17 protein-coding genes are annotated in these 19,043 nt (G+C 60.0%); 9 read left to right on the top strand and 8 right to left on the bottom strand.

Translation table 11 applies throughout. The features are described 5' to 3' along the window. Window positions 1-8: 8 nt before the first annotated feature. The 3 genes from BLU28_RS15005 to BLU28_RS15020 all read right to left on the bottom strand — a co-directional run bounded on the left by BLU28_RS15005 (window position 9) and on the right by BLU28_RS15020 (window position 2,123). Complete coding sequence (locus BLU28_RS15005; RefSeq protein WP_022563949.1) at window positions 9-215, bottom strand: hypothetical protein; 207 nt, start codon at window positions 213-215, stop codon at window positions 9-11. A 393-nt stretch (window positions 216-608) separates the two neighbouring features. Further along, complete coding sequence (locus tag BLU28_RS15015) at window positions 609-1,589, bottom strand: alpha/beta fold hydrolase (RefSeq protein WP_022563948.1); 981 nt, start codon at window positions 1,587-1,589, stop codon at window positions 609-611. 15 nt (window positions 1,590-1,604) lie between these two features. Further along, window positions 1,605-2,123, bottom strand: a complete 519-nt coding sequence (locus tag BLU28_RS15020; protein WP_006700527.1) for a Dps family protein — start codon at window positions 2,121-2,123, stop codon at window positions 1,605-1,607. Window positions 2,124-2,535: 412 nt separating this feature from the next. Here BLU28_RS15020 and BLU28_RS15025 point away from each other — a divergent pair, with 412 nt between their 5' ends. The 9 genes from BLU28_RS15025 to BLU28_RS15065 all read left to right on the top strand — a co-directional run bounded on the left by BLU28_RS15025 (window position 2,536) and on the right by BLU28_RS15065 (window position 13,659). Beyond that, a complete protein-coding gene (locus tag BLU28_RS15025; RefSeq protein WP_022563947.1) occupies window positions 2,536-4,830 on the top strand; it encodes an FdhF/YdeP family oxidoreductase in 2,295 nt (764 codons plus the stop codon). A 198-nt stretch (window positions 4,831-5,028) separates the two neighbouring features. Then, window positions 5,029-6,609: a PAS domain-containing sensor histidine kinase gene (locus BLU28_RS15030; protein WP_022563946.1), complete on the top strand. Its 1,581-nt coding sequence runs from the start codon at window positions 5,029-5,031 to the stop codon at window positions 6,607-6,609. Beyond that, window positions 6,602-7,258, top strand: a complete 657-nt coding sequence (locus BLU28_RS15035; protein WP_006700524.1) for a response regulator transcription factor — start codon at window positions 6,602-6,604, stop codon at window positions 7,256-7,258. The genes BLU28_RS15030 and BLU28_RS15035 overlap by 8 nt, the downstream gene beginning before the upstream one ends. A 66-nt stretch (window positions 7,259-7,324) precedes the next feature. Next, window positions 7,325-7,699, top strand: coding sequence for a response regulator transcription factor (locus BLU28_RS15040; RefSeq protein ID WP_004444449.1), 375 nt, complete (start codon window positions 7,325-7,327; stop codon window positions 7,697-7,699). 274 nt (window positions 7,700-7,973) lie between these two features. Further along, on the top strand, window positions 7,974-8,438 hold the full coding sequence (locus BLU28_RS15045) for a hypothetical protein (protein WP_022563945.1): 465 nt from the start codon (window positions 7,974-7,976) through the stop codon (window positions 8,436-8,438). 1 nt (window position 8,439) lies between these two features. Continuing rightward, the gene (locus BLU28_RS15050) at window positions 8,440-9,687 is read left to right on the top strand and encodes an oxalate decarboxylase family bicupin (RefSeq protein WP_022563944.1); all 1,248 of its coding nucleotides are present in this window, start codon (window positions 8,440-8,442) and stop codon (window positions 9,685-9,687) included. A 103-nt stretch (window positions 9,688-9,790) separates the two neighbouring features. Next, the gene (locus BLU28_RS15055) at window positions 9,791-10,903 is read left to right on the top strand and encodes an FAD binding domain-containing protein (RefSeq protein ID WP_022563943.1); all 1,113 of its coding nucleotides are present in this window, start codon (window positions 9,791-9,793) and stop codon (window positions 10,901-10,903) included. Window positions 10,904-10,998: 95 nt separating this feature from the next. Next, window positions 10,999-11,808, top strand: coding sequence for a cyclase family protein (locus BLU28_RS15060; protein ID WP_022563942.1), 810 nt, complete (start codon window positions 10,999-11,001; stop codon window positions 11,806-11,808). A gap of 81 nt (window positions 11,809-11,889) precedes the next feature. Beyond that, a complete protein-coding gene (locus BLU28_RS15065) occupies window positions 11,890-13,659 on the top strand; it encodes a tetratricopeptide repeat protein (protein ID WP_234794416.1) in 1,770 nt (589 codons plus the stop codon). A gap of 47 nt (window positions 13,660-13,706) precedes the next feature. Here BLU28_RS15065 and BLU28_RS15070 read toward each other — a convergent pair whose 3' ends face one another. The 5 genes from BLU28_RS15070 to BLU28_RS15090 all read right to left on the bottom strand — a co-directional run bounded on the left by BLU28_RS15070 (window position 13,707) and on the right by BLU28_RS15090 (window position 18,963). Beyond that, window positions 13,707-14,405, bottom strand: a complete 699-nt coding sequence (locus BLU28_RS15070; RefSeq protein WP_022563940.1) for a glutathione S-transferase — start codon at window positions 14,403-14,405, stop codon at window positions 13,707-13,709. Window positions 14,406-14,471: 66 nt separating this feature from the next. Next, complete coding sequence (locus BLU28_RS15075) at window positions 14,472-14,765, bottom strand: hypothetical protein (protein ID WP_022563939.1); 294 nt, start codon at window positions 14,763-14,765, stop codon at window positions 14,472-14,474. A 173-nt stretch (window positions 14,766-14,938) separates the two neighbouring features. Continuing rightward, complete coding sequence (locus tag BLU28_RS15080) at window positions 14,939-16,729, bottom strand: ABC transporter ATP-binding protein (protein ID WP_022563938.1); 1,791 nt, start codon at window positions 16,727-16,729, stop codon at window positions 14,939-14,941. 451 nt (window positions 16,730-17,180) lie between these two features. Then, on the bottom strand, window positions 17,181-18,170 hold the full coding sequence (locus BLU28_RS15085) for a Bug family tripartite tricarboxylate transporter substrate binding protein (protein ID WP_004444466.1): 990 nt from the start codon (window positions 18,168-18,170) through the stop codon (window positions 17,181-17,183). A 100-nt stretch (window positions 18,171-18,270) separates the two neighbouring features. Next, window positions 18,271-18,963: a superoxide dismutase gene (locus tag BLU28_RS15090; RefSeq protein ID WP_022563937.1), complete on the bottom strand. Its 693-nt coding sequence runs from the start codon at window positions 18,961-18,963 to the stop codon at window positions 18,271-18,273. Between the last annotated feature and the right edge of the window lie 80 nt (window positions 18,964-19,043).

Genomic DNA, 19,043 nt, shown 5'->3' on the forward strand with positions numbered 1-19,043 from the left:
GAGCCATTTCAGGCGGCAGCAGCAATCCGTTCCTTCATCCACTGATCCAGCGACAGTCGCAGGGTTAAACGTTCGACCTCATCGGTTGAGGCAATTCCAATCAGGTATCTTGCGGCATCGACGGCCATGGCGCAGCCGATCGGAAGACGATTATCTTCGCAAAACTCATTTAAAACCTTGCGGATCGCCAGGAGCGATACGACTTCATTGGACATCACGGTTCTCCATACTTGATAGCGACCTTGTGCCAATCGATGGGCAAGTCTTGTGTCTGGAGTTTTTCGTCAAAAGCCGGGAATGGTACCCGGATGTAGTTTCGCCGGTTTGCGATACAATAAGCGACTGTCAACGGTGGCGATCGAAGCACGCGGCTGGCACTTTGGTGCTGGGACTTGACCTCGACTGCTTAAGCCCGGCGTCGCCCTCAATATCCCGCCCTGTTCTGCACGAGAGCGGAAGCTCAAGCTGGATATCCTCCATCTCCGGCAGGCTCGCGATCCCGTCACGAAGGATAGGAGTTTCATCAGCTGGTCTGAACGGCATCGAAATCTCCTTCTCCGTGGAAACCGGCCGCCGCCCGCTTTCGCTGGTAGCGGCGCCTTACGCGATCAGCCTTTCACAAAAGCCAGCAGATCGGGATTGATAACGTCTGCATGGGTGGTGAGCATACCATGCGGGTAACCCTTATACACCTTCAGCGTCCCGTTCTTCAGAAGCTTGACCGACAATTCGGCGGAGGCCGCAATCGGCACGACCTGATCGTCATCGCCGTGAAGGACGAGCGTGGGCACCGAGATTGCCTTCAGGTCTTCCGTCTGATCGGTTTCCGAGAAAGCCTTCACGCCATCGTAATGGGCCTTGGCGCTACCCATCATGCCCTGACGCCACCAGTTCTGGATAACACCGGGATGGACCTTCGCGTCCGGACGATTGAAACCGTAGAAGGGGCCGGTCGGGACATCTAGGAAGAATTGGGCGCGATTATCGGCGACGCCCTTGCGGAAACTGTCGAAGACTTCGATCGGCAGGCCGCCGGGATTGGACGGCGTCTTCAGCATCAGCGGCGGAACGGCGGAGACAAGCACGGCCTTAGCGACACGGCCGTGCGGCTCGCCGAATTTTGCGACATAACGCGCGACTTCACCACCGCCTGTTGAGTGCCCGATATGAACCGCATTTCTGAGATCGAGATGTTCTACGACGGCAAAGGCATCGGCGGCGTAATGATCCATGTCGTGCCCATCGCTCACCTGCTCCGACCGGCCGTGGCCGCGGCGGTCATGCGCCACGACGCGATAACCATTCTCTACGAAGAACAGCATCTGCGCGTCCCAGTCGTCGGATGACAATGGCCAGCCATGATGGAAGACGATCGGTTGGGCATCCTTCGGGCCCCAGTCCTTGAAATAGATATTGACGCCGTCCTTGGTCTTTACGAATGATTCAGTCATTGGAAATTCTCCTTCGGTGGGAGATGGGGTGGAGTTTGAAAAAGCTGTCGATGGCATGGCCATCGCCGTGGAAAGTGCCGCGCCCGCCAGCAGCAGGTGCCGTCTGGAAAGCGCGAGCTCGATGAGATTGCCGGCCATTTCCTTGTCTTGCGTTCAGCGCGCACGGCGCGTGGTTTCAAACAGAAACCATGTGCGCCGCTCGGTCTCGTCGATCCAGTTCTCGATCAGACTGGTGGTCGCGTGGTCGTTGAGGTCGGAGGTAAGGCTGTGCGTTTGCCGAAGGATGGCGGTCAGCTGTTTGTTATCCTCGCGCAGTTCGGCAAGCATATCCTCAGGCGTGACGAAGTCGGCGTCATTATCGAGGAGGCGCTGGAGGCGAGCGATATGTCCGATGGAGCGGATGGTGGTACCGCCGATCTTGCGCGCCCTTTCGGCGATGTCGTCGGTCATGGCAAAGATCTGGGCGCCCTGTTCGTCCAGCAGCGTGTGATAGTCGCGGAAATGCGGACCGGAAACATGCCAGTGGAAGTTCTTGGTCTTGACGTAGAGCGTAAAGACATCCGCCAGCAGGGCGGTCAACGCCGCGGCAATGTCGCGGCTTGCCTCCGCTCCGAGATCGGTCGGGGTTGCAAGTGGAAGCTTGCGGTTTCTGGAAGCTGTTGTCGTGTCCATGATCGTTCTCCTTTGGCAATTGACCGCCCGTTGTTGAGCGTCCCTGTTGCGGCTGTCTGATCGGCCTCGAGAATAGGGAGAAGAACGGGTGAGGAGAAATCGGCTGCTGGTACAGTCTACCCGATACCTAAGTGTAGTTTCGGCTAGCGCCGGCCCGGGATAACGTTTGCCCGTCGCCCCGCCCCTCGGCGATTGGCTCACAGAAGCCAGAAGCTCCGGCGTCCCCTCCCCGGAGCCGCGGATCTCCCTCCCGATCCGCAAAAGGCCGCCCCCGCCGCAGGAGGCGGCCTTTTCGTTTCGCCCTCTGGTGAGCAGGCAACCTATGCATGAGTATGATGTTTAAGCTTGCGTACGTGGGCTACCGTCGTTGCCCACGACAATCGCCAGGCTGCAAAATCGAAGGACTTCCTACATGACAGAACAACGCCCGGAAGGTATCGAAAAATATGATCATCCCGCCGGCGGCTGGGATGCGTTGAAAGCCGTCGCGAAAACCCTCGCCCACCAGCAGATCGTCGCCCAGGGCACCATGACGCTGCTCAAGGCAAATCAACCCGAAGGCTTCGACTGTCCCGGCTGCGCCTGGCCCGATCCCAAACACACCTCATCGTTCGAATTTTGCGAAAACGGCGCCAAGGCGATCACATGGGAATCGACCGCCAAACGATCCGGACCTGAATTTTTCGCACAGCACACGGTCTCCGAATTGTGGCAGTGGACCGACCACAAGCTCGAGGATGCCGGAAGGCTGACCCTTCCGCTGCATTACAAAGCCGAGAGTGATCGCTATGAGCCGATCGCCTGGGACGATGCATTCCGCCTGATCGCGCAGGAGCTCAACAAGCTTGGTGACCCAGACATGGCGGAGTTTTACACGTCAGGCCGGGCGTCCAACGAGGCTGCTTTTCTCTATCAGCTTTTCGTGCGCGCCTTCGGGACGAATAATTTTCCCGATTGTTCCAACATGTGCCATGAGGCAACCAGCGTCGGCCTTCCGAAATCCATCGGCGTCGGCAAAGGCACAGTGACGCTGGAGGACTTCGATCATGCGGATGCGATCTTCAGCTTCGGCCATAATCCGGGCACCAATCATCCCCGCATGATGACGACGCTGCACAATGCCGCAAAACGCGGTGTGCCGATCGTCGTTTTTAATCCGTTGAAGGAACGGGCTCTGGAGCGTTTCGCCGCGCCGCAGGACCCGATCGAAATGGCGACGCTCTCTTCCACTCCGATCGCCTCCGCCTATTATCAGCTGCGCACCGGCGGCGATCTCGCCGCCCTGAAGGGCATCATGAAGGCAGTGTTTCAAATGGATGCGGAAAGCCTCGATGCAGGCGGAGCCGGCGCACTGGACCGGGCCTTCATCGAGCAACATACCTCAGGCCTCGACGTGCTGCGCAGCGATATCGACGCCACCTCATGGGATACGATCTGCTCGGTCAGCGGGCTGACGAGGGAGGCGCTAGAGAGCGCTGCCCGGGTTTACGTGAACGCCTCCAATGTCATTATCTGTTACGGCATGGGTATAACACAGCACGCCAAGGGTACGAGCAATGTCCAGCAGATTGCCAATCTATTGCTTCTGCGCGGCAATATGGGCCGCCAGGGTGCGGGGATAGCGCCCATTCGCGGTCATTCCAATGTTCAGGGCGATCGCACTGTCGGCATCACCGAAATCCCGAACAAGGCGCTGCTGGATGGCATGGAACGCGCCTTCGGTTTTCGCCCCTCCGCCGAAAAAGGCCACAATGCCATAGAAGCCGTCGAGGCAATCATCGCCGGAAAATCCCGGGCGCTCATCTGCCTTGGCGGAAACCTCGCCGTCGCTATGTCGGATACCGCCGCGACCTTCGAAGGTATGCGCAAACTCGATCTCGCTGTCCACATTGCAACGAAGCTCAATCGCTCGCATCTTCTGACGGCACGGACATCGCTGATTTTGCCCTGTTTCGGGCGAACCGATCTGGATACACAAGCCTCCGGCCCGCAGGCGGTGACCGTCGAGGATTCCATGTCGATGGTGCATGCCTCACGCGGTTTCCTCAAACCGCCAGGCGAACTTGTGCGGTCGGAGCCCGCAATCATCGCCGGCATCGCCAAGGCAACCATCGGAAACCGTCACGGCATTGACTGGGACTGGCTGATTGCCGATTACGATCGCATCCGCGACAAGATCGAAGAGGTCTTCCCTGACTTCAGGGATTTCAATAGCCGGGTCCGCGTGAAGGGCGGCTTCCGCCTTGATGTCGCAGCCTCCTTCCGCCGCTGGAACACGGAGAGCGGCAAGGCCAATTTCCTTGTCGCCACCGGGATCGAGGAAGATCCGCTGATCTCCAATCCGGACGCCCTCGTGCTGACGACCATCCGCAGCCACGACCAGTACAATACAACGATCTACGGCATGGATGACCGTTATCGCGGCGTCTTCGGTCGCAGGGACGTCATCTTCATGAATCGGCAGGACCTCGCCGAACGGGGCCTGAAGGATGGCGACCGCATCGATATTCACGGTATCGCCAAAGACAGTGAGGGGCGCCACCTCGTTCAGGGTTTCACGGCTGTTGAGTACGATATCCCGAAAGGCTCGGCAGCGGGTTATTATCCCGAGATGAATGCGGTGGTGGCGCTAGACCGTTATGATCGCCTTTCGGGAACGCCCTCCTATAAAGGCGTACCGATTACGGTGAGTGCAGCAGCTGTCTGACGAGCCAAGGGCCGGTGCGCATTGCAGAGGCCATGGGTGCCTGTGGACGACAGGTCCTGGATGCATATTTTTGCATATGGCCCCGCACCCATTTCCCGCTATCCTGATGTTAAGAGGGCGGTGGCAACCAAGACCTATGTATAGGTCAGGTTGTGCTGAAAAAACCGTATTGTCGGCAAAAATCGCATCGGGGGAACAATGTCGATTGCGTCAATGATGTTTCGCGCGAGAGAGCCGGAGGATGGAGCCCACCATCTGTTTTTTGGAGTTGGCGCGCTGGTGCTGGCAGCAGGTGTATTTTACGTCGACACCTATACCGACATAGAAGGCGCGATCGCCGTTCTTTATGTGATCACGGTTCTTCTGGCCGCGCAGGCCGTGAGCTGGTCAGGACTCATCGCGACCTCCTGCACCTGCGCCATTCTATCGCTGCTGTCCTATGCGGCGACCCATGCGGAGGACGCCGACTTCCAGTCTGCCCTTCGATTGGTGGTCGCCCTTGCAGCGCTGGCCGTTACCACCATGCTGCTGCTGAAAACCGAAACCGCGCGGCTGGCGATGCTGTCCGTCAACGCGGCGCTCAAAGAAAGCGAGGAGCGCTATCGCTCCATTTTCGACCGCACGCGCGTAGCGCTCTGGGAGCGGGACTATTCGAAGCTTCACGCCCTGTTGATGGGCCTCAAGCAACAGGGCGTCACCGATATGCGCGCCCACGCACGCGCCAATCCGGGTTTTACGCAGCAATGCATCGACCTCATCACGGTCGTTGCGTCGAATGAGGCCGGAAAGGAAATGCTCGGTTACGACTCCTCTCTGCGCGGAACCCTTCAGCGGTCGATCGTTTCGTCTTCCGGAAAATTCGTCGATGTCCTGCAGGCGATCATCGACAACCGGCGTGTTTTTGAAGACAAGGTGGTGGTGCGCACGGAAAGCGGTGAAGACAAGCTGGTGCTTCTTTCCATCAGCTTTCCGGCCGAGGCCGCCGCCTTCAATCGCGTGGTGGTGAGCATGGTGGATATCACTCAGCGCGAAATGGCGCTGAAGGCGCTGGCCGAAGCACAGGCGGAGCTGACGAAGGCTTCAAAGGCCGCGGCGGTGGGCGCCATGTCGGCATCACTCTCCCACGAATTGAACCAGCCGCTTGGGGCCATCATCGTCAATGCACAGACATTGCTGCGGTGGCTCGATCGCGATCCGCCGGATCTCGCCGCGGCCCGCCGTTCGGCCGAACGCATGATCCGTGACGGCCAGCGCGCCAGCGACATCATCCAGAACACACGCAGTCAGCTCGCCCATACCAGCGGCAAGACGGAAACCTTCGATCTTGATGAGTTCATTGACGAAACGCTCAGCCTTCTCGAACACGAGCTCGAGCGCAGCGGCACCGCCGTCCACGTGGATAAACAGGCCACTCCGCCAATAACGGCCGTCAGGATCGAATTGCAGCAGGTCCTCATCAACCTTCTGACAAATGCCATTCAGGCGATGGAAGAGGCAGGCAGCACCAATCGCACCATCACGGTGCGGAAAGAACGTGAAGACGGCCACAATATCCATATTACCGTTCACGACAACGGACCGGGTTTCCCCGCGCAGATGAAGGAAAAGCTGTTTTCACCATTCTACACGACAAAGGAGACGGGGATGGGCATGGGGCTATCGATCTGCCGCACCACTCTGGAAGGGCGCGGCGGCAGGCTGACCGGTGACAATCACCCCCTCGGCGGGGCGATCTTTACCATTTCCATGCCGATCAGCCAGGAGGTGGACCATGCCTGACCCACGCAAGCAGGCCAAAGAGCCACCCCAACCCGTCGTTTTCATCGTCGACGACGACGTGTCGATGCGCGAGGCGCTGACCGATCTGTTTCGCTCCATGAAGTTTGATGCCGAAGCTTTCGACAGCGCCACCGCCTTCCTCGAAAAAGCCAATCTGAACCGGCCGGGTTGCCTGCTGCTCGATGTGCGGCTTCCGGGCATCAGCGGCCTCGACTTCCAGATGCAGCTGGAACGCGTCGGCAACAGGATGCCGATCATCTTCATGACCGGCTTCGGCGATATCCCGATGAGCGTGCGGGCGATGAAAGCAGGCGCCGTGGATTTCCTGACAAAGCCCTTCAAGGAACAGGACATTCTGGACGCCGTCGCGGCCGCGATGGAACGGGATGCTTCCCGACGCCGCGAAAGCGCCCAGAACGAGGCCGTCACCTCCCTTGCCGAACAACTAACGCCGAGGGAACGCGAGGTCATGAGCGCTGTCGTCCGCGGTCTGATGAACAAGCAGATCGCCTATGAGCTAGGCATCAGCGAGGTCACGGTGAAACTGCATCGCGGCAATGTGATGCGCAAGATGGAAGCGAGGTCGGTCGCCGATCTCGTTCGCAAGGCGGAACTGATCGGCGAGAAGATGCGCCCACCTGTATCTTAGTATGGTATCTTTGAGGGCGGCATGGGCGCATAGAGGAAAAAAGAAAAACAGAAAAGGTCGCTTTCATTGCCCCCCGTTCCCGTCATTGCCGTCGTTGACGACGACCCTGCCATCCGTGAAGCCATGGACGATCTCATCATGTCCTTCGGTTACCAATGCCGCCTGTTTGCTTCTGCCGAACAGTTTCTGGACGCGCAGCAGCAGGCGGACATTGACTGCATCGTTGTGGATGTGAAGATGCCCGGCCTCTCAGGCATCGAATTGCAGAGTGAATTGAACCGGCGCGGCGAGCATGCGCCGATGATTTTCGTGACCTCCTACGAGGATGACCGCACCCGCAACGCCGCCCTGAGCGGCGGCGCCCTCGCCTTTCTGCGCAAGCCGGTCAATATCGGCAAACTGATGGGATGCCTGGAATCGGTTCTCGGACCGCAGCCCTGACCTTCGGTTGACGCCTGGCGAAGACAGCCTTTCATCACGCGAGGCCTCTTCCTTCGAACCCTGTTTTTTATGCCCCGGCCCCGTGCCGCCAGGGCACGCATTGCCGTTGACGGAATTCCTCCCGGCGTTTGCCATACCGCCACGACCTTCCGCCATACCAACTAGACCTCTGTATAGGTGCCCGCAGCGCTGACCCGCCGTAGCCTTGTCCCAGTCAAACGCCTCCCTCCCGGACGGTCCTGACGACACGATCATCCATTTTGAGGAGCAGGGCATGACCTCCATCAGTCAGAAGACAGACGAGCGCAAACCTCGACATCTCAAGCTCGCAACGGTGCTGGCATTGGGCGCGACCGCAGTGCTCGCCGGCAACGCTCTCCTGATCAGGAATACCGAGCCGGCGCTTGCCGCCTCTGAAAACGTTGCATCGGCCAGCGCCTTCCGCATCCTCACGCCGCAGGCGATCGACAGGCTGGCCGGACTTTCGGGTCCTGTTGCTCCAGGGGAGGATGCGGCAACAGGCGTGTCAGCTCCGGCAGATGACGAAACGTCCTGCATCGCCATCCGCGCCGCCCGAAAAACGGACCGGTACGAGGCGCTCGAGCCAAAAGCCTTCTGTCAACTGCAGCACCGTCTCTTCAATGCCGAGCTGATTGATCGCATTGCCGCGCTCCAGCTCGCATCACAACCCGACGATACCGGTACCTCGTCGCAACTCGCCATGAACAAGGAGTTCTGAAATGGAAGCTTTGACCAGACGCGCAGTCCTCGCAATCGGCGCCGTCGGCGGCACCGCGCTTGCCGCCAGCACCGCCGGTGCTGCATCTTTCGGCAATCCCGATCAGCCTGCGGAGGGAGCAATCAACGCCGATGCCGCGGGGCTCAGCGATCCCGGCCCGAAGAACCCTGTTATCAACGACCAGTTCCCCTCCTTCCAGAGCCCGCCCGCGACGGATGTCGGCGACATGCAGCTCTTCTGGGGTTCGTTCAACAATGCCGCCAAGCGTATCCAGAACGGAGGCTGGGCACGTCAGGTGACCAAATCCGATTTCGCGATTTCGGATGCCGTGTCCGGGGTCAACATGCGACTGGGACCGGGCGGCATTCGCGAGATGCACTGGCACCGCGCCGCAGAATGGGCGATCATGACCAATGGACGCTGCCGTATCACCGTACTCGATACCGAAGGCCGTGCTTATGTCCAGGACGTCGAGGCCGGCGATCTCTGGTATTTTCCGGCCGGTTATCCCCATTCGCTGCAGGGACTTGGTCCCGACGGGTGCGAATTCGTCATTGTGTTCGACGAAGGCGACCAGTCCGAATACGGCACCCTGCTACTGACGGACTGGCTGGCACATACCTCACCTGAACTGCTGGCGAAGAATTTCGGCGTCGAGCAGGATGTGTTCCGCAATATTCCACTGCAGAACCTCTGGATTTTTCAGGGCAAGGAGCCTGGACCTCTCTCCAGGGATCAGGAAGCCGTTGCCGGTGCAGGACTTCCCCCTCACCCCTTTACTTACAAGCTCACGGCCTCCAAACCGCTGAAGGAAAACGCTGCTGGCGTCATTCGCCTTGCCGACAGCAGCGCCTTTACCGTGTCCAAAACCATCGCCGCCGCCATCGAAACGATCAAGCCCGGCGGGGTGCGCGAAATGCACTGGCACCCCAACGCGGACGAATGGCAATACTGGATCAAGGGTGAAGGCCGGATGACCGTGTTCGACGCCGGTCCGCGCAGCCAGACCGCCGATTTCCGCGCCGGCGACATTGGCTACGTGAAACGGAGCCAAGGCCACATCATCGAGAATACCGGCAAGACCGACCTGCAGTTCGTCGCGGTCTTCAAGACGGCAGAGTATCAGGAAGTCAGCCTCTCTTCCTGGCTCACGCATACCCCGCCGGCGCTCGTTGCCCAGCACCTGAATGTCAGCATCGAGGATGTCGCCAGGTTTCCCGCAAACCAGCCGGCAATCATGCCAGGCTGAACATCCTCTCCTTCAGTAGGGCCGGCGTATCCGATCCGCCGGCCTTCTCCCGTCGAGACAGAACGAACAATTGCCAGGTCGATATCGAAAGGCAGGTACGGCCATGAAACCACTGAAAATCCGCATCGCTGGCGGTTCGCTTGCCGGTCTTTTCACCGCGATACTGCTTCAGCAGGACGGACACGATGTAAAGGTCTACGAACGCTCGTCATCCGGGCTTGCCGGGCGCGGTGCGGGACTGGTGCCTCAACAGGACCTGTTCGACGTTCTGAGGGAAATCGGCTGCGAAGACGTTGCCCAGATCGGTGTGGTTGCGAAGGAGCGCATCTACCTCGATGCCGGCGGGCACATTGCCCAGCGCCAGCAAACGCCGCAGATGCAGGTCTCATGGGACTACCTCTTTGAGAGAGTATCCTCACGCCTCCTCTCCGATACCTATCGTCTCGGCCATCACGTCAACGCTGTTCGCGAAGACCCGCAGGGAGTGACGCTCTCCTTTGCCGATGGCATGGAGGAACGTGCTGACCTCGTTATCGGCGCGGATGGTGTGGGTTCGGCCATCCGCAGCGCCGTCAACCAGCATTCGGAAAACGCCTATGCGGGCTACGTCGCCTGGCGCGGGCTGATCCCCGAAACAAGACTGCCTGCCGACGCCGCCCTGCTGCTGGACCGTTTCGCCTTCTACATCACGTCCGGAATTCATGTTCTTGGTTATCTCGTGCCGGGATCGCGCGGCGAGACCCGGCAGGGACAGCGTCGCTATAACTGGGTCTGGTATCGTCCAACGCCTGCCGAAGATCTCGCCCGAACCTTCACGGGCCGGGACGGCAGGCATTTTGAGCATTCCCTCCCCCGCGGCGAGCTCTCCGGCAGCCGGAGGACGCAACTGCGCGAAGAGGCTTTTTCCCTTCTGCCGCCGCAAATGGCGCTTGCCGTGGACGTAGAGGAGACGCCATCGATCCAGGGGATTTTTGATTACGAGGCGGAACACATGGTCTCCCAGCGTATCGCCCTGGTCGGAGATGCCGCCTTTGTCGTTCGTCCTCACACGGCAATGGGTGTCTCAAAGGCGGCAGGCGATGCAATGGCGCTACGCGACGCCCTGCGGCAAACGGACGACCTTCCTGCCGCCCTTGCGCGGTATCAGAACACCCGCCTGCCAGTGGGCAAGGCAATCGCCGCCTATGGACGCCGACTTGGCGAAACCGCGATTTGAATACGGGTGAAAAATCGGCCACGCTCCCGCCTTGCGCCCCTGCGTGTTTGCGTTACGCTTGCAACCGGGGAATTTCTCATTGGAGGGAATAAGGCATGTGCAATAGCTGCGTGATCGAGAACGTCAAACAGAACATGCTGTCACGGCGTCTGCTGTTCAAGGGTGCAGTGGCGGGTGTAACGGCGATGGCGGCGGGAAGCCTCGCGGCCCCGGTTCTGGCGCAATCGCCCAGACAGGTCGTCGATCTCACCCATACCTACGATTCCACGTTTCCGACGTTCGATGGAAAACCCGGCATTGAGATGGAGTGGGCAGCAGATATCGCCAAAAGCGGCTATCAACTCCATAAGCTGACCATCTTCGAACACACCGGAACGCATATCGATGCGCCTTTCCACTTTAGCGCAGACGGCGCCAGCGTCGATCAACTCGAGCCGCAAAAGCTCGTCGCCCCTCTGGTCATCATCGACATTACGGATCGCGCGAGGGAGGACGCCAATTCCACGGTCGAGGCAGGCGACATCGAACGCTGGATATCGGAAAATGGCGACATTCCGGCAGGCGCAATCGTGGCTTTGCGCTCCGGCTGGGCAACGAAAGTGAAAAGCCCGGCCTTCCGTAATGACGATGCCGGAAAATTTGCCTTCCCCGGCTTCGGCAAGTCGGCCACCGACCTCCTGCTCACGCTGGATACAGTCGCCATCGGCGTCGACACACTCTCGCTGGATCCGGGCAATTCTGCAGACTTCGCTGTCCATAATTCCTGGCTACCTGCTGGGCGCTACGGGATCGAGGGACTGAACAATCTGGAAGCACTGCCGGCCAAGGGGGCGACCATCATCGTCGGCGCGCCTGCCCACCGAGGCGGAACAGGCGGACCAGCCCGTATTTTGGCTCTGGTCTGACGCCGGTAGAGTTTGCCGCAAACCCGAAATCCGAGACGGATACCATCCGCTTGCCATCGCAGGTACAAAAGGGATTCTAAAATGAAAGGCCTTCGGAAGACCCTCGTTTTGCTCCTTTCGCCATGCCTGTTGAGCGGGGTTCAAGCTCTTGCCGCCGACAGCGTGGTCGTTCCCGCCTACGCCCCGGAAACGGGGGTGGAATATCTCTACCGTTCCCATAGAACCACCTCCACCGACATGTCGTTGTGGTTCGACAGGCCGGCAGCGATCATGCGCGGAAATTTTCGGCAGCGCATGACGGTCCTGTCGCGGGATGCGGAGGGTATGCGCGTGCGCTGGTCCCTCAGCGCAGATTTGCCTCAGGACGCCGAAGGCGCTGCAGACACTTACGCAATGAACGCTCTCTATCGGAACACTCTGTCGGCCTATGGCGTCCGGCAGGTGGAATATGAAGCGGGACTTAACGGCTTTCCTGGCAAACTCGTCGGATTGGATGTGATCCTCGGCAACCTGCACAACACCTCGGTCGTCGGAGCGGATGGCGGCGTTGCGAACCAGCCAGCGGGTTTGCGCGATATTGTCGAGGGTATCAAAAGCAATCCAGTCCTGGTTATTCATAATCTCGCACCGGAGGCAGAGCTTCTTTCCACAGGACAGGAGCAGGATAGTTCCACATACGAGATCGGCCAGTCAGGTACGGCGTCGGTGGTGGAATATGCACGGGGAACGCCCATTCCCGTCGCCATCGAATGGACGCTCGAGACCGCGGATTTCTCCAGGCAAACCGCCACTTTCAGCCTCCAAAAAACCTACGATCGCGTTGCGCTCCAGCAATCACAGGCTTCTGCGGTGGAAGGAGTGATCTCAAGCTTCGGTGAAAAGGCCAAACAACTTGGCGACGAGCAACTGGCGGCCGCCAGAAACGCAAGCAAAAACGTGCAGATGACTGTCGTCATGTCACTGCGCGATGGATCGACCCTCGAAGCGACGGAAACCGTTTTGGCGGAAAGCGGCGGCATTAAAATCATGACCCAAACCCATGTATGGCGTGAGGACCTGCCACGAAATCTGCCAGACCTGCCCGACTGGAACAGTCACACCGTATCTGCAGCCTCCATTGATCCGTTGCCGGAACGTGGCGCCAATGCTGCGGCCCTCACGTCAGGCCTTACCGCGCCAACGGCACTTGAAGAAGGCCAGGCGGCCTATGACAGCGGCAATTATGGCGCCGCCCTGCGCTCGTGGAAACCGCTCGCCGATGGGGGAAGCGCGGCCGCGCAATATAAGGTTGCCGTTCTTTACCAGGCGGGTCTGGGCGTCGACCGTGATACGGCACTCGCCGCCGCATACATCCGCAAAGCGGCGGATCAGGGCTGGGCGGAAGCGCAAAGCAGCCTTAGCGATCTCTATGCGGTCGGCCAGGATGTTCCGCAGGACCTGGAACTCGCCGTGTCCTGGGGCCGCAACGCAGCAGAACAAGGGCTGGCTGTCGCCCAGTACAATCTGGGGTACAGCTACGAAAGCGGCCAGGGTGTCGCTCAGGATTATGCAGAGGCGTTGATCTGGTATCGCCGTGCCGCCGATCAGGGTTTCGCAACCGCTCAGTACGCTGTCGGCCTGCTCTACGATCAGGGTCTCGGCGTTACCCGCGACTATGGTGAAGCAGTCAGCTGGTATATAAAAGCCGCCGATCAGGGGCTTGCCGTCGCCCAGGGCAATCTAGGGAACATGTATGCAATGGGACATGGCGTTGCGCAGGATCGGGCCGAGGCCATCACATGGTTCCGCAAGGCCGCCGATCAGGGACACGCGACTGCGCAGGAATCGCTAAAAAGGCTGGAGCAACCCTAGCTGCGGCCGGGTCGCCTTCTGACCGGGGGACGATGATGCCCCGGTCCTCAGCCAGCTACTTTCCGTAGCGATTTTTCAATCTGCCCACCGCAATAAGCGTCGCCATAGTCGTCAAAGGCGCGGCGGCTCAGGGCGGCCAGCGGGGCCGTCTCTTTCATTCGGCTGGAATAGGCCCAGATGACGGGTGAAGTATCCTCGATTATGCGCCTGATGACTGGAAAGCGGTCTGCAACTGTCGTCCAGAGAATGGCCGTGACGACATCTGCGACGCCGGGTGTCTCCGTTCCCAGCATGAACCCCGAATCGCCGGTCAGACCGTGTCTCGCTCCCGTATCCTCGAAAATGCGGATCCACTCCTGCAACCGGGGAACGAACGCCTCCCATTTTTCAGGGGTCCACATCTCGCGCCCACCGTCGAGCGTCAGTTCATCGATCACATCGTTGGCGTCGTTTACGATCTTGGCAGTGAGCGCGCGTCCCTCGGCGCCCGGCGGCAGAAGCTGCAACCGCTCGCCGAGATAGAGGGCGATTGCGGGCATCTGCGAGAGAGCGAAATTGCGCTCTCGATCGATCAGCACCGGCGGTCCCATGAACGCTATGGGCTGCTTGCCGGCATCACGGCCCATGATCTCCTCGATTGCACCGGCATCGTGCTCGTCCCAGGTACACCCGCCATGCGCTAAAAGTCCGCGAATGAACTGGCCTCGGAACGGGACCGGCCAGTAATAGAGTTCGAAGTTGCTCATTGCGGGCTCCTCGTTGCGGTGAGCGGCGCGGGCGGCAGGTACGGAATTGGCCTCCCGGTTTTGACATCACCGGTGTGAAACGCGGATCGCACCGGCGTCACCGAAGCTGCGCTGGACAGCTGCAATCCGGCTGGATGCAATATCGGCGGACACCTCGATCTCGCCCTCATGCGGCGCATCGCTGCGAGGCAGGTCACCACGTGAAGATTGGGTGCCGGTCGTATTCTGCTCTGATTTGGACTGGATGAAGATATCCGGACGGGAGATCCCGTGCTGCTGGACCAGATGCTCGACGGCGATATCGGCTGCCTCGCGTGTTTCGAAAATGGCGCGAATGGTAACGGTGGCGTCGTCGGCCATGGCTGTTCTCCCTTCAGGCTTAACTCAAACACCCAAACGCCCGGAGAGGCTGGTGGTTTCCAGGCTCCGTCAGTTTTTGCTCGGAGATACGCGTCCGCAGCGGAAAAGTCGTGCACGGATCGACGATGCGGCACGGCAACGCCGGAGCATCACTTGCTCCGGCGTTGCTTTTGTCATGCGACCAAGCCCTTGGTAAGTTCCAGGGCCTGCCGCTCGAACAACCGGCGATAAATGCCGTCATTGAGCCGGATCAGCGCCTGATGGTCGCCCTCTTCAACGATCCTGCCCTTGTCGAATACGAGCAGACGGTCCAGCGCCCTGACGGTCGAAAGCCGGTGGGCGATGACCAGCGTGGTGCGCCCTTCCATCAGGCGTTCCATAGCCCGCTGGATCTGCACCTCGCTTTCGCTGTCGAGGCTTGAGGTTGCCTCATCAAGGATCAGCACCGGCGCATCCGCCAGGAAGGCGCGGGCGATCGCGACCCGCTGGCGCTCCCCGCCCGACAGCTTGACGCCACGTTCGCCCACCATGGTCTCATAGCCCTTGGGCAGGGACATGATGAAGTCATGGGCGCTGGCCTGTTTCGCCGCCTGCTCGATTTCGCGCCGCGACGCGTCCGGCCGGCCATAGGCGATGTTTTCCGCCAGTGTGCGGTGAAACAGGATCGGCTCCTGCTGCACGATGGCAATCTGCCCTCGCAGGCTCGCCTGGGTGACATCAGCAATGTTCTGCCCATCGATGCGGATTGCACCGGACCTGATATCGTAGAGGCGCTGGATGAGCTTGACGAAGGTCGTCTTGCCAGAGCCGGAGTGGCCGACCAGTCCCACACGCTCACCGGGTTTTATGGTGACTGAGAAGTCATCATAAAGCGGCGTGGCGTGCGCGCCATACTGGAAGGTGACGTGATCGAAAACGATCTCGCCTTTTCCAATATGAATCGGTTTCGCATCCGGCCGGTCCTCGACGCCAAGCGGCATCTTGGAAAGCAGCACCAGCTCTTCCATATCGTTGACGGCGCGCTGCAGGTTGCGGATATCCTGCCCCACGTCCCGCAGATATCCCTGCAGCACGAAGAACATGGCCAGCACGAAGGTTATGTCGCCCGGCGTCGCCAATCCCTGTCGCCACATGATGAGGCCGGTGCCGAGAATGCCGGCCTGCATGGAAACCATCATGAAGCTCTGGATCGTGCCATTTATCGTGCCGCGTTTCCATGTCCTGCGCGTGCGGTTATCCCACTTCACCAGCACCTGGCCGAGCCGCGTTTCTTCACGCGTTTCCGCGCCAAAGGCCTTCACGACCGAATTGCAGCTGATGGCATCCGCCAGCGCGCCGCCAAGCCTCGTATCCCAGGCATTGGCAAGCCGTGCGGCCGGAGAAACATATCCCATGGAAAGCCCCACCGTCACACCGACATAAATCAGCGAGCCGAGACCGACGATGAGGCCCATGACGGGCCAGTAACTGCCGAGCACGATGGTGGCGCCCACGAGCATGACGAGCGATGGCAGAAGCGCGATGAGCAGGAGGTCATTGAGCGAATCGAGCGCCCACATGCCGCGCGTGATCTTGCGCACCGTGGAGCCGGCAAAGCTGTTCGCGTGCCAGTCCGTGGAGAAACGCTGCACCCTGTGGAAACCGTTATTGGTAACATCCGCCATGGTTTTCAACGTCAGCCGGATGATGCCGTTGAAGATGAACCAGCGCAGCGCGACGCTGGTCAGCCCCAGCGCGACCACGATGATGAAGGCGCGCAGCGCCTGATCCGCCGCATCGCCGCCGGCGATGGCATCGACGATCCGCCCGGAAAAGACCGGCACCATGACTTCGGCCAATGTGCTGGCGATGACCAGAACGATGATGAAACCCACCAGCGCCGGCCGGTGGCTCCAGTGGTGAAAGACAAAGCCGAGCACATGGCGATAGGCATCGGCGCGGAAATCGAGCTTCTTGCGAGACATTTTTACCAGCACGGCGCCATTCTACTCGGCGACCGGTCCTTGAAATGGAAGTTGGAAGGCACAGCCCGGGCGGGAGACAAAATGATCCCGTCAGATCAATCGGACTGTGAAGGAAAACAAAACCGCATGTCGGGCGCGCAAAAGGCGGGCCGCGAATGGATATGACCTAGTGTCTGGTCATTCCCTGCGGGAGGGTTTCGATGAATGCTGGTGTCATGCAACGCCTCCCTTGGTTCGATCTGACGCGGTAAAGAAATTTCTAGCTGAACCTGGCAGACTTGCCAAGCCGGTTTTTGCAACCTTGTGGCAAGTGATGCGAAAACGCCACATTGGCGGTTGGCGACTATATCCGTGGCCGATGCGGCCCGGCCACGGCCTTATGATGCCAGAAGCCCCGCCGCGCCCCTCTGGGGACGCAGCGGAGATCGGAAGATCGGTCTATCGAGCCCGATCAATCCATCTGGACATTTGCCGCCTTGACGACGGGTTCCCACTTGGCGATTTCAGCCGAGACATGGGTTTTCAGCTCCTCTGGCGTGGAGGCGACGATTTTGGCGCTGAAATCCGCCATGCGGGCGGCGACGGCCGGATCGGCAAGCGCTTTCTTGGCGGCGGCATTCAGCTTGTCGACCACCTCGGCCGGCGTTCCGGCCGGTGCAAAGAGCGCGTTCCAAGTATAGGTCTCATAACCCGGTACGGTTTCGGCGATCGTCGGCAAATCCGGGAAGGATGAAGCGCGCTCGCTGGTGGTCACGCCAAGTGCGCGCAAGGTGCCGGATTTCATGTGGCCCGACGAAGACGGCAGATTGTCGAACATGATGGAAATCTGGTTGCCGAGAAGATCGTTGAGCGCCGGGCCGGAACCCTTGTAGGGCACGTGCTGCATGCTGACGCCAGCCATGCTCTTGAACAGCTCGCCGGAAAGATGAAGCGGAGTGCCGTTGCCGGAAGACGCATAGGCGTGTTTGTCCGGCTCGGCTTTCAGCAGCGCGATCAGTTCCTCGACGCTGTTGACGTTGAGCTTCGGGTTAACGACCAGCACGTTCGGCACCACCACCAGCAATGAAACCGGAGCAAAGTCCTTTTCGGGATCATAGGGCTTGGTCTTGAGGATGAGCGGGTTAAGAGCGTGGGTCGCCACCGTGCCCATCAGGATCGTATAGCCATCCGGTTCCGCGCGGGCAACGCGGTCGGCGCCGAGATTGCCGCCTGCGCCGGCGACATTTTCAACAACGATCTGCTGGCCGAGTTCGTCGCCCATCTTCTGAGCGATGACGCGGGCGACCACATCGGTGGAGCCGCCGGCCGCAAAGGGAACCACCAGCGTTATCGTCCGATCCGGAAAGCCCTGCGCGCTCGCCGTCATTCCCAACATTCCGAAGGAAACTGCCGCCGCGGCAAGTTTCAACACCATGCGCCGTTTCGAAAACCGGTAATTCATGAACCCTCCTGTAACATGGCCTCCCCGCCATGGCGGCATAGTAGCTCAAATGCACCTGAGGGCAAGCCGCCGGGAAACATGGCCCGGCGGCGAAACGCGGCTAGGCTTTCATGCGCTCCTCCACGACCCGCCAGTTGACCAGCTTGTCGAGCACGGCGCGGATGTGTTCGGCCTTGCGGTTTTCATAATCGACGTAATAGGCATGTTCCCAGATATCGATGCCGAGATAAGCCGGCCGGCCGACGGCGACAGGGTTGTTGCCGTCCTCATAGCCGATCAGCGCAAGCCCGCTGTCGTCACGCGTCAGCCACACCCAGCCGGTGCCGAACACGGTGTCCGAGACATCGACGGCGCGCTTGACGAAGCCGTCATAACCGCCAAAGGCCTTGTCGATTGAGGCGGCGAGATCGCCCTGCGGCCGGTTGGGGCCGCCCGGAACGAACTGATCCCAATAGGCAACATGGTTCCAGGCCTGGGCCGCATTGTTGAAGATCTTGACGTCCGCAGCCTCCTTCGACCGGGCGGCTTCGACGACGATGCGATCGAGCTCCATATCGGCATAACGGGTGCCGGCGGCCAGCGTATTGAGCTTGTCGTAATAGGCCTTGTGATGCTTGCCATAATGCAGCCCCACCGTCTTTGCCGAAATCACCGGCGCAAGATCCGCCTCGGCGAACGGAAGTGCCGGCTGGCTGAGGGGAAGCGCCGCCCGCGCCACGTGCGGCCGGGGAAAGATGGCTGCGGCAGCGGTTGCCGCGCCGGCGGCGAGAATCGTGCGTCTGGTAATCTCCATGATGGTCCTCCTTGTCAGTGACGATTAAGGCAAACCCTGAAGGACGCCGGAAGTTGCCTGGATTTCCCCGAATTGTCCGG

It is taken from the genome of Agrobacterium pusense (genome assembly GCF_900102105.1).
Classification (GTDB): Bacteria; Pseudomonadota; Alphaproteobacteria; order Rhizobiales; family Rhizobiaceae; genus Agrobacterium; species Agrobacterium pusense.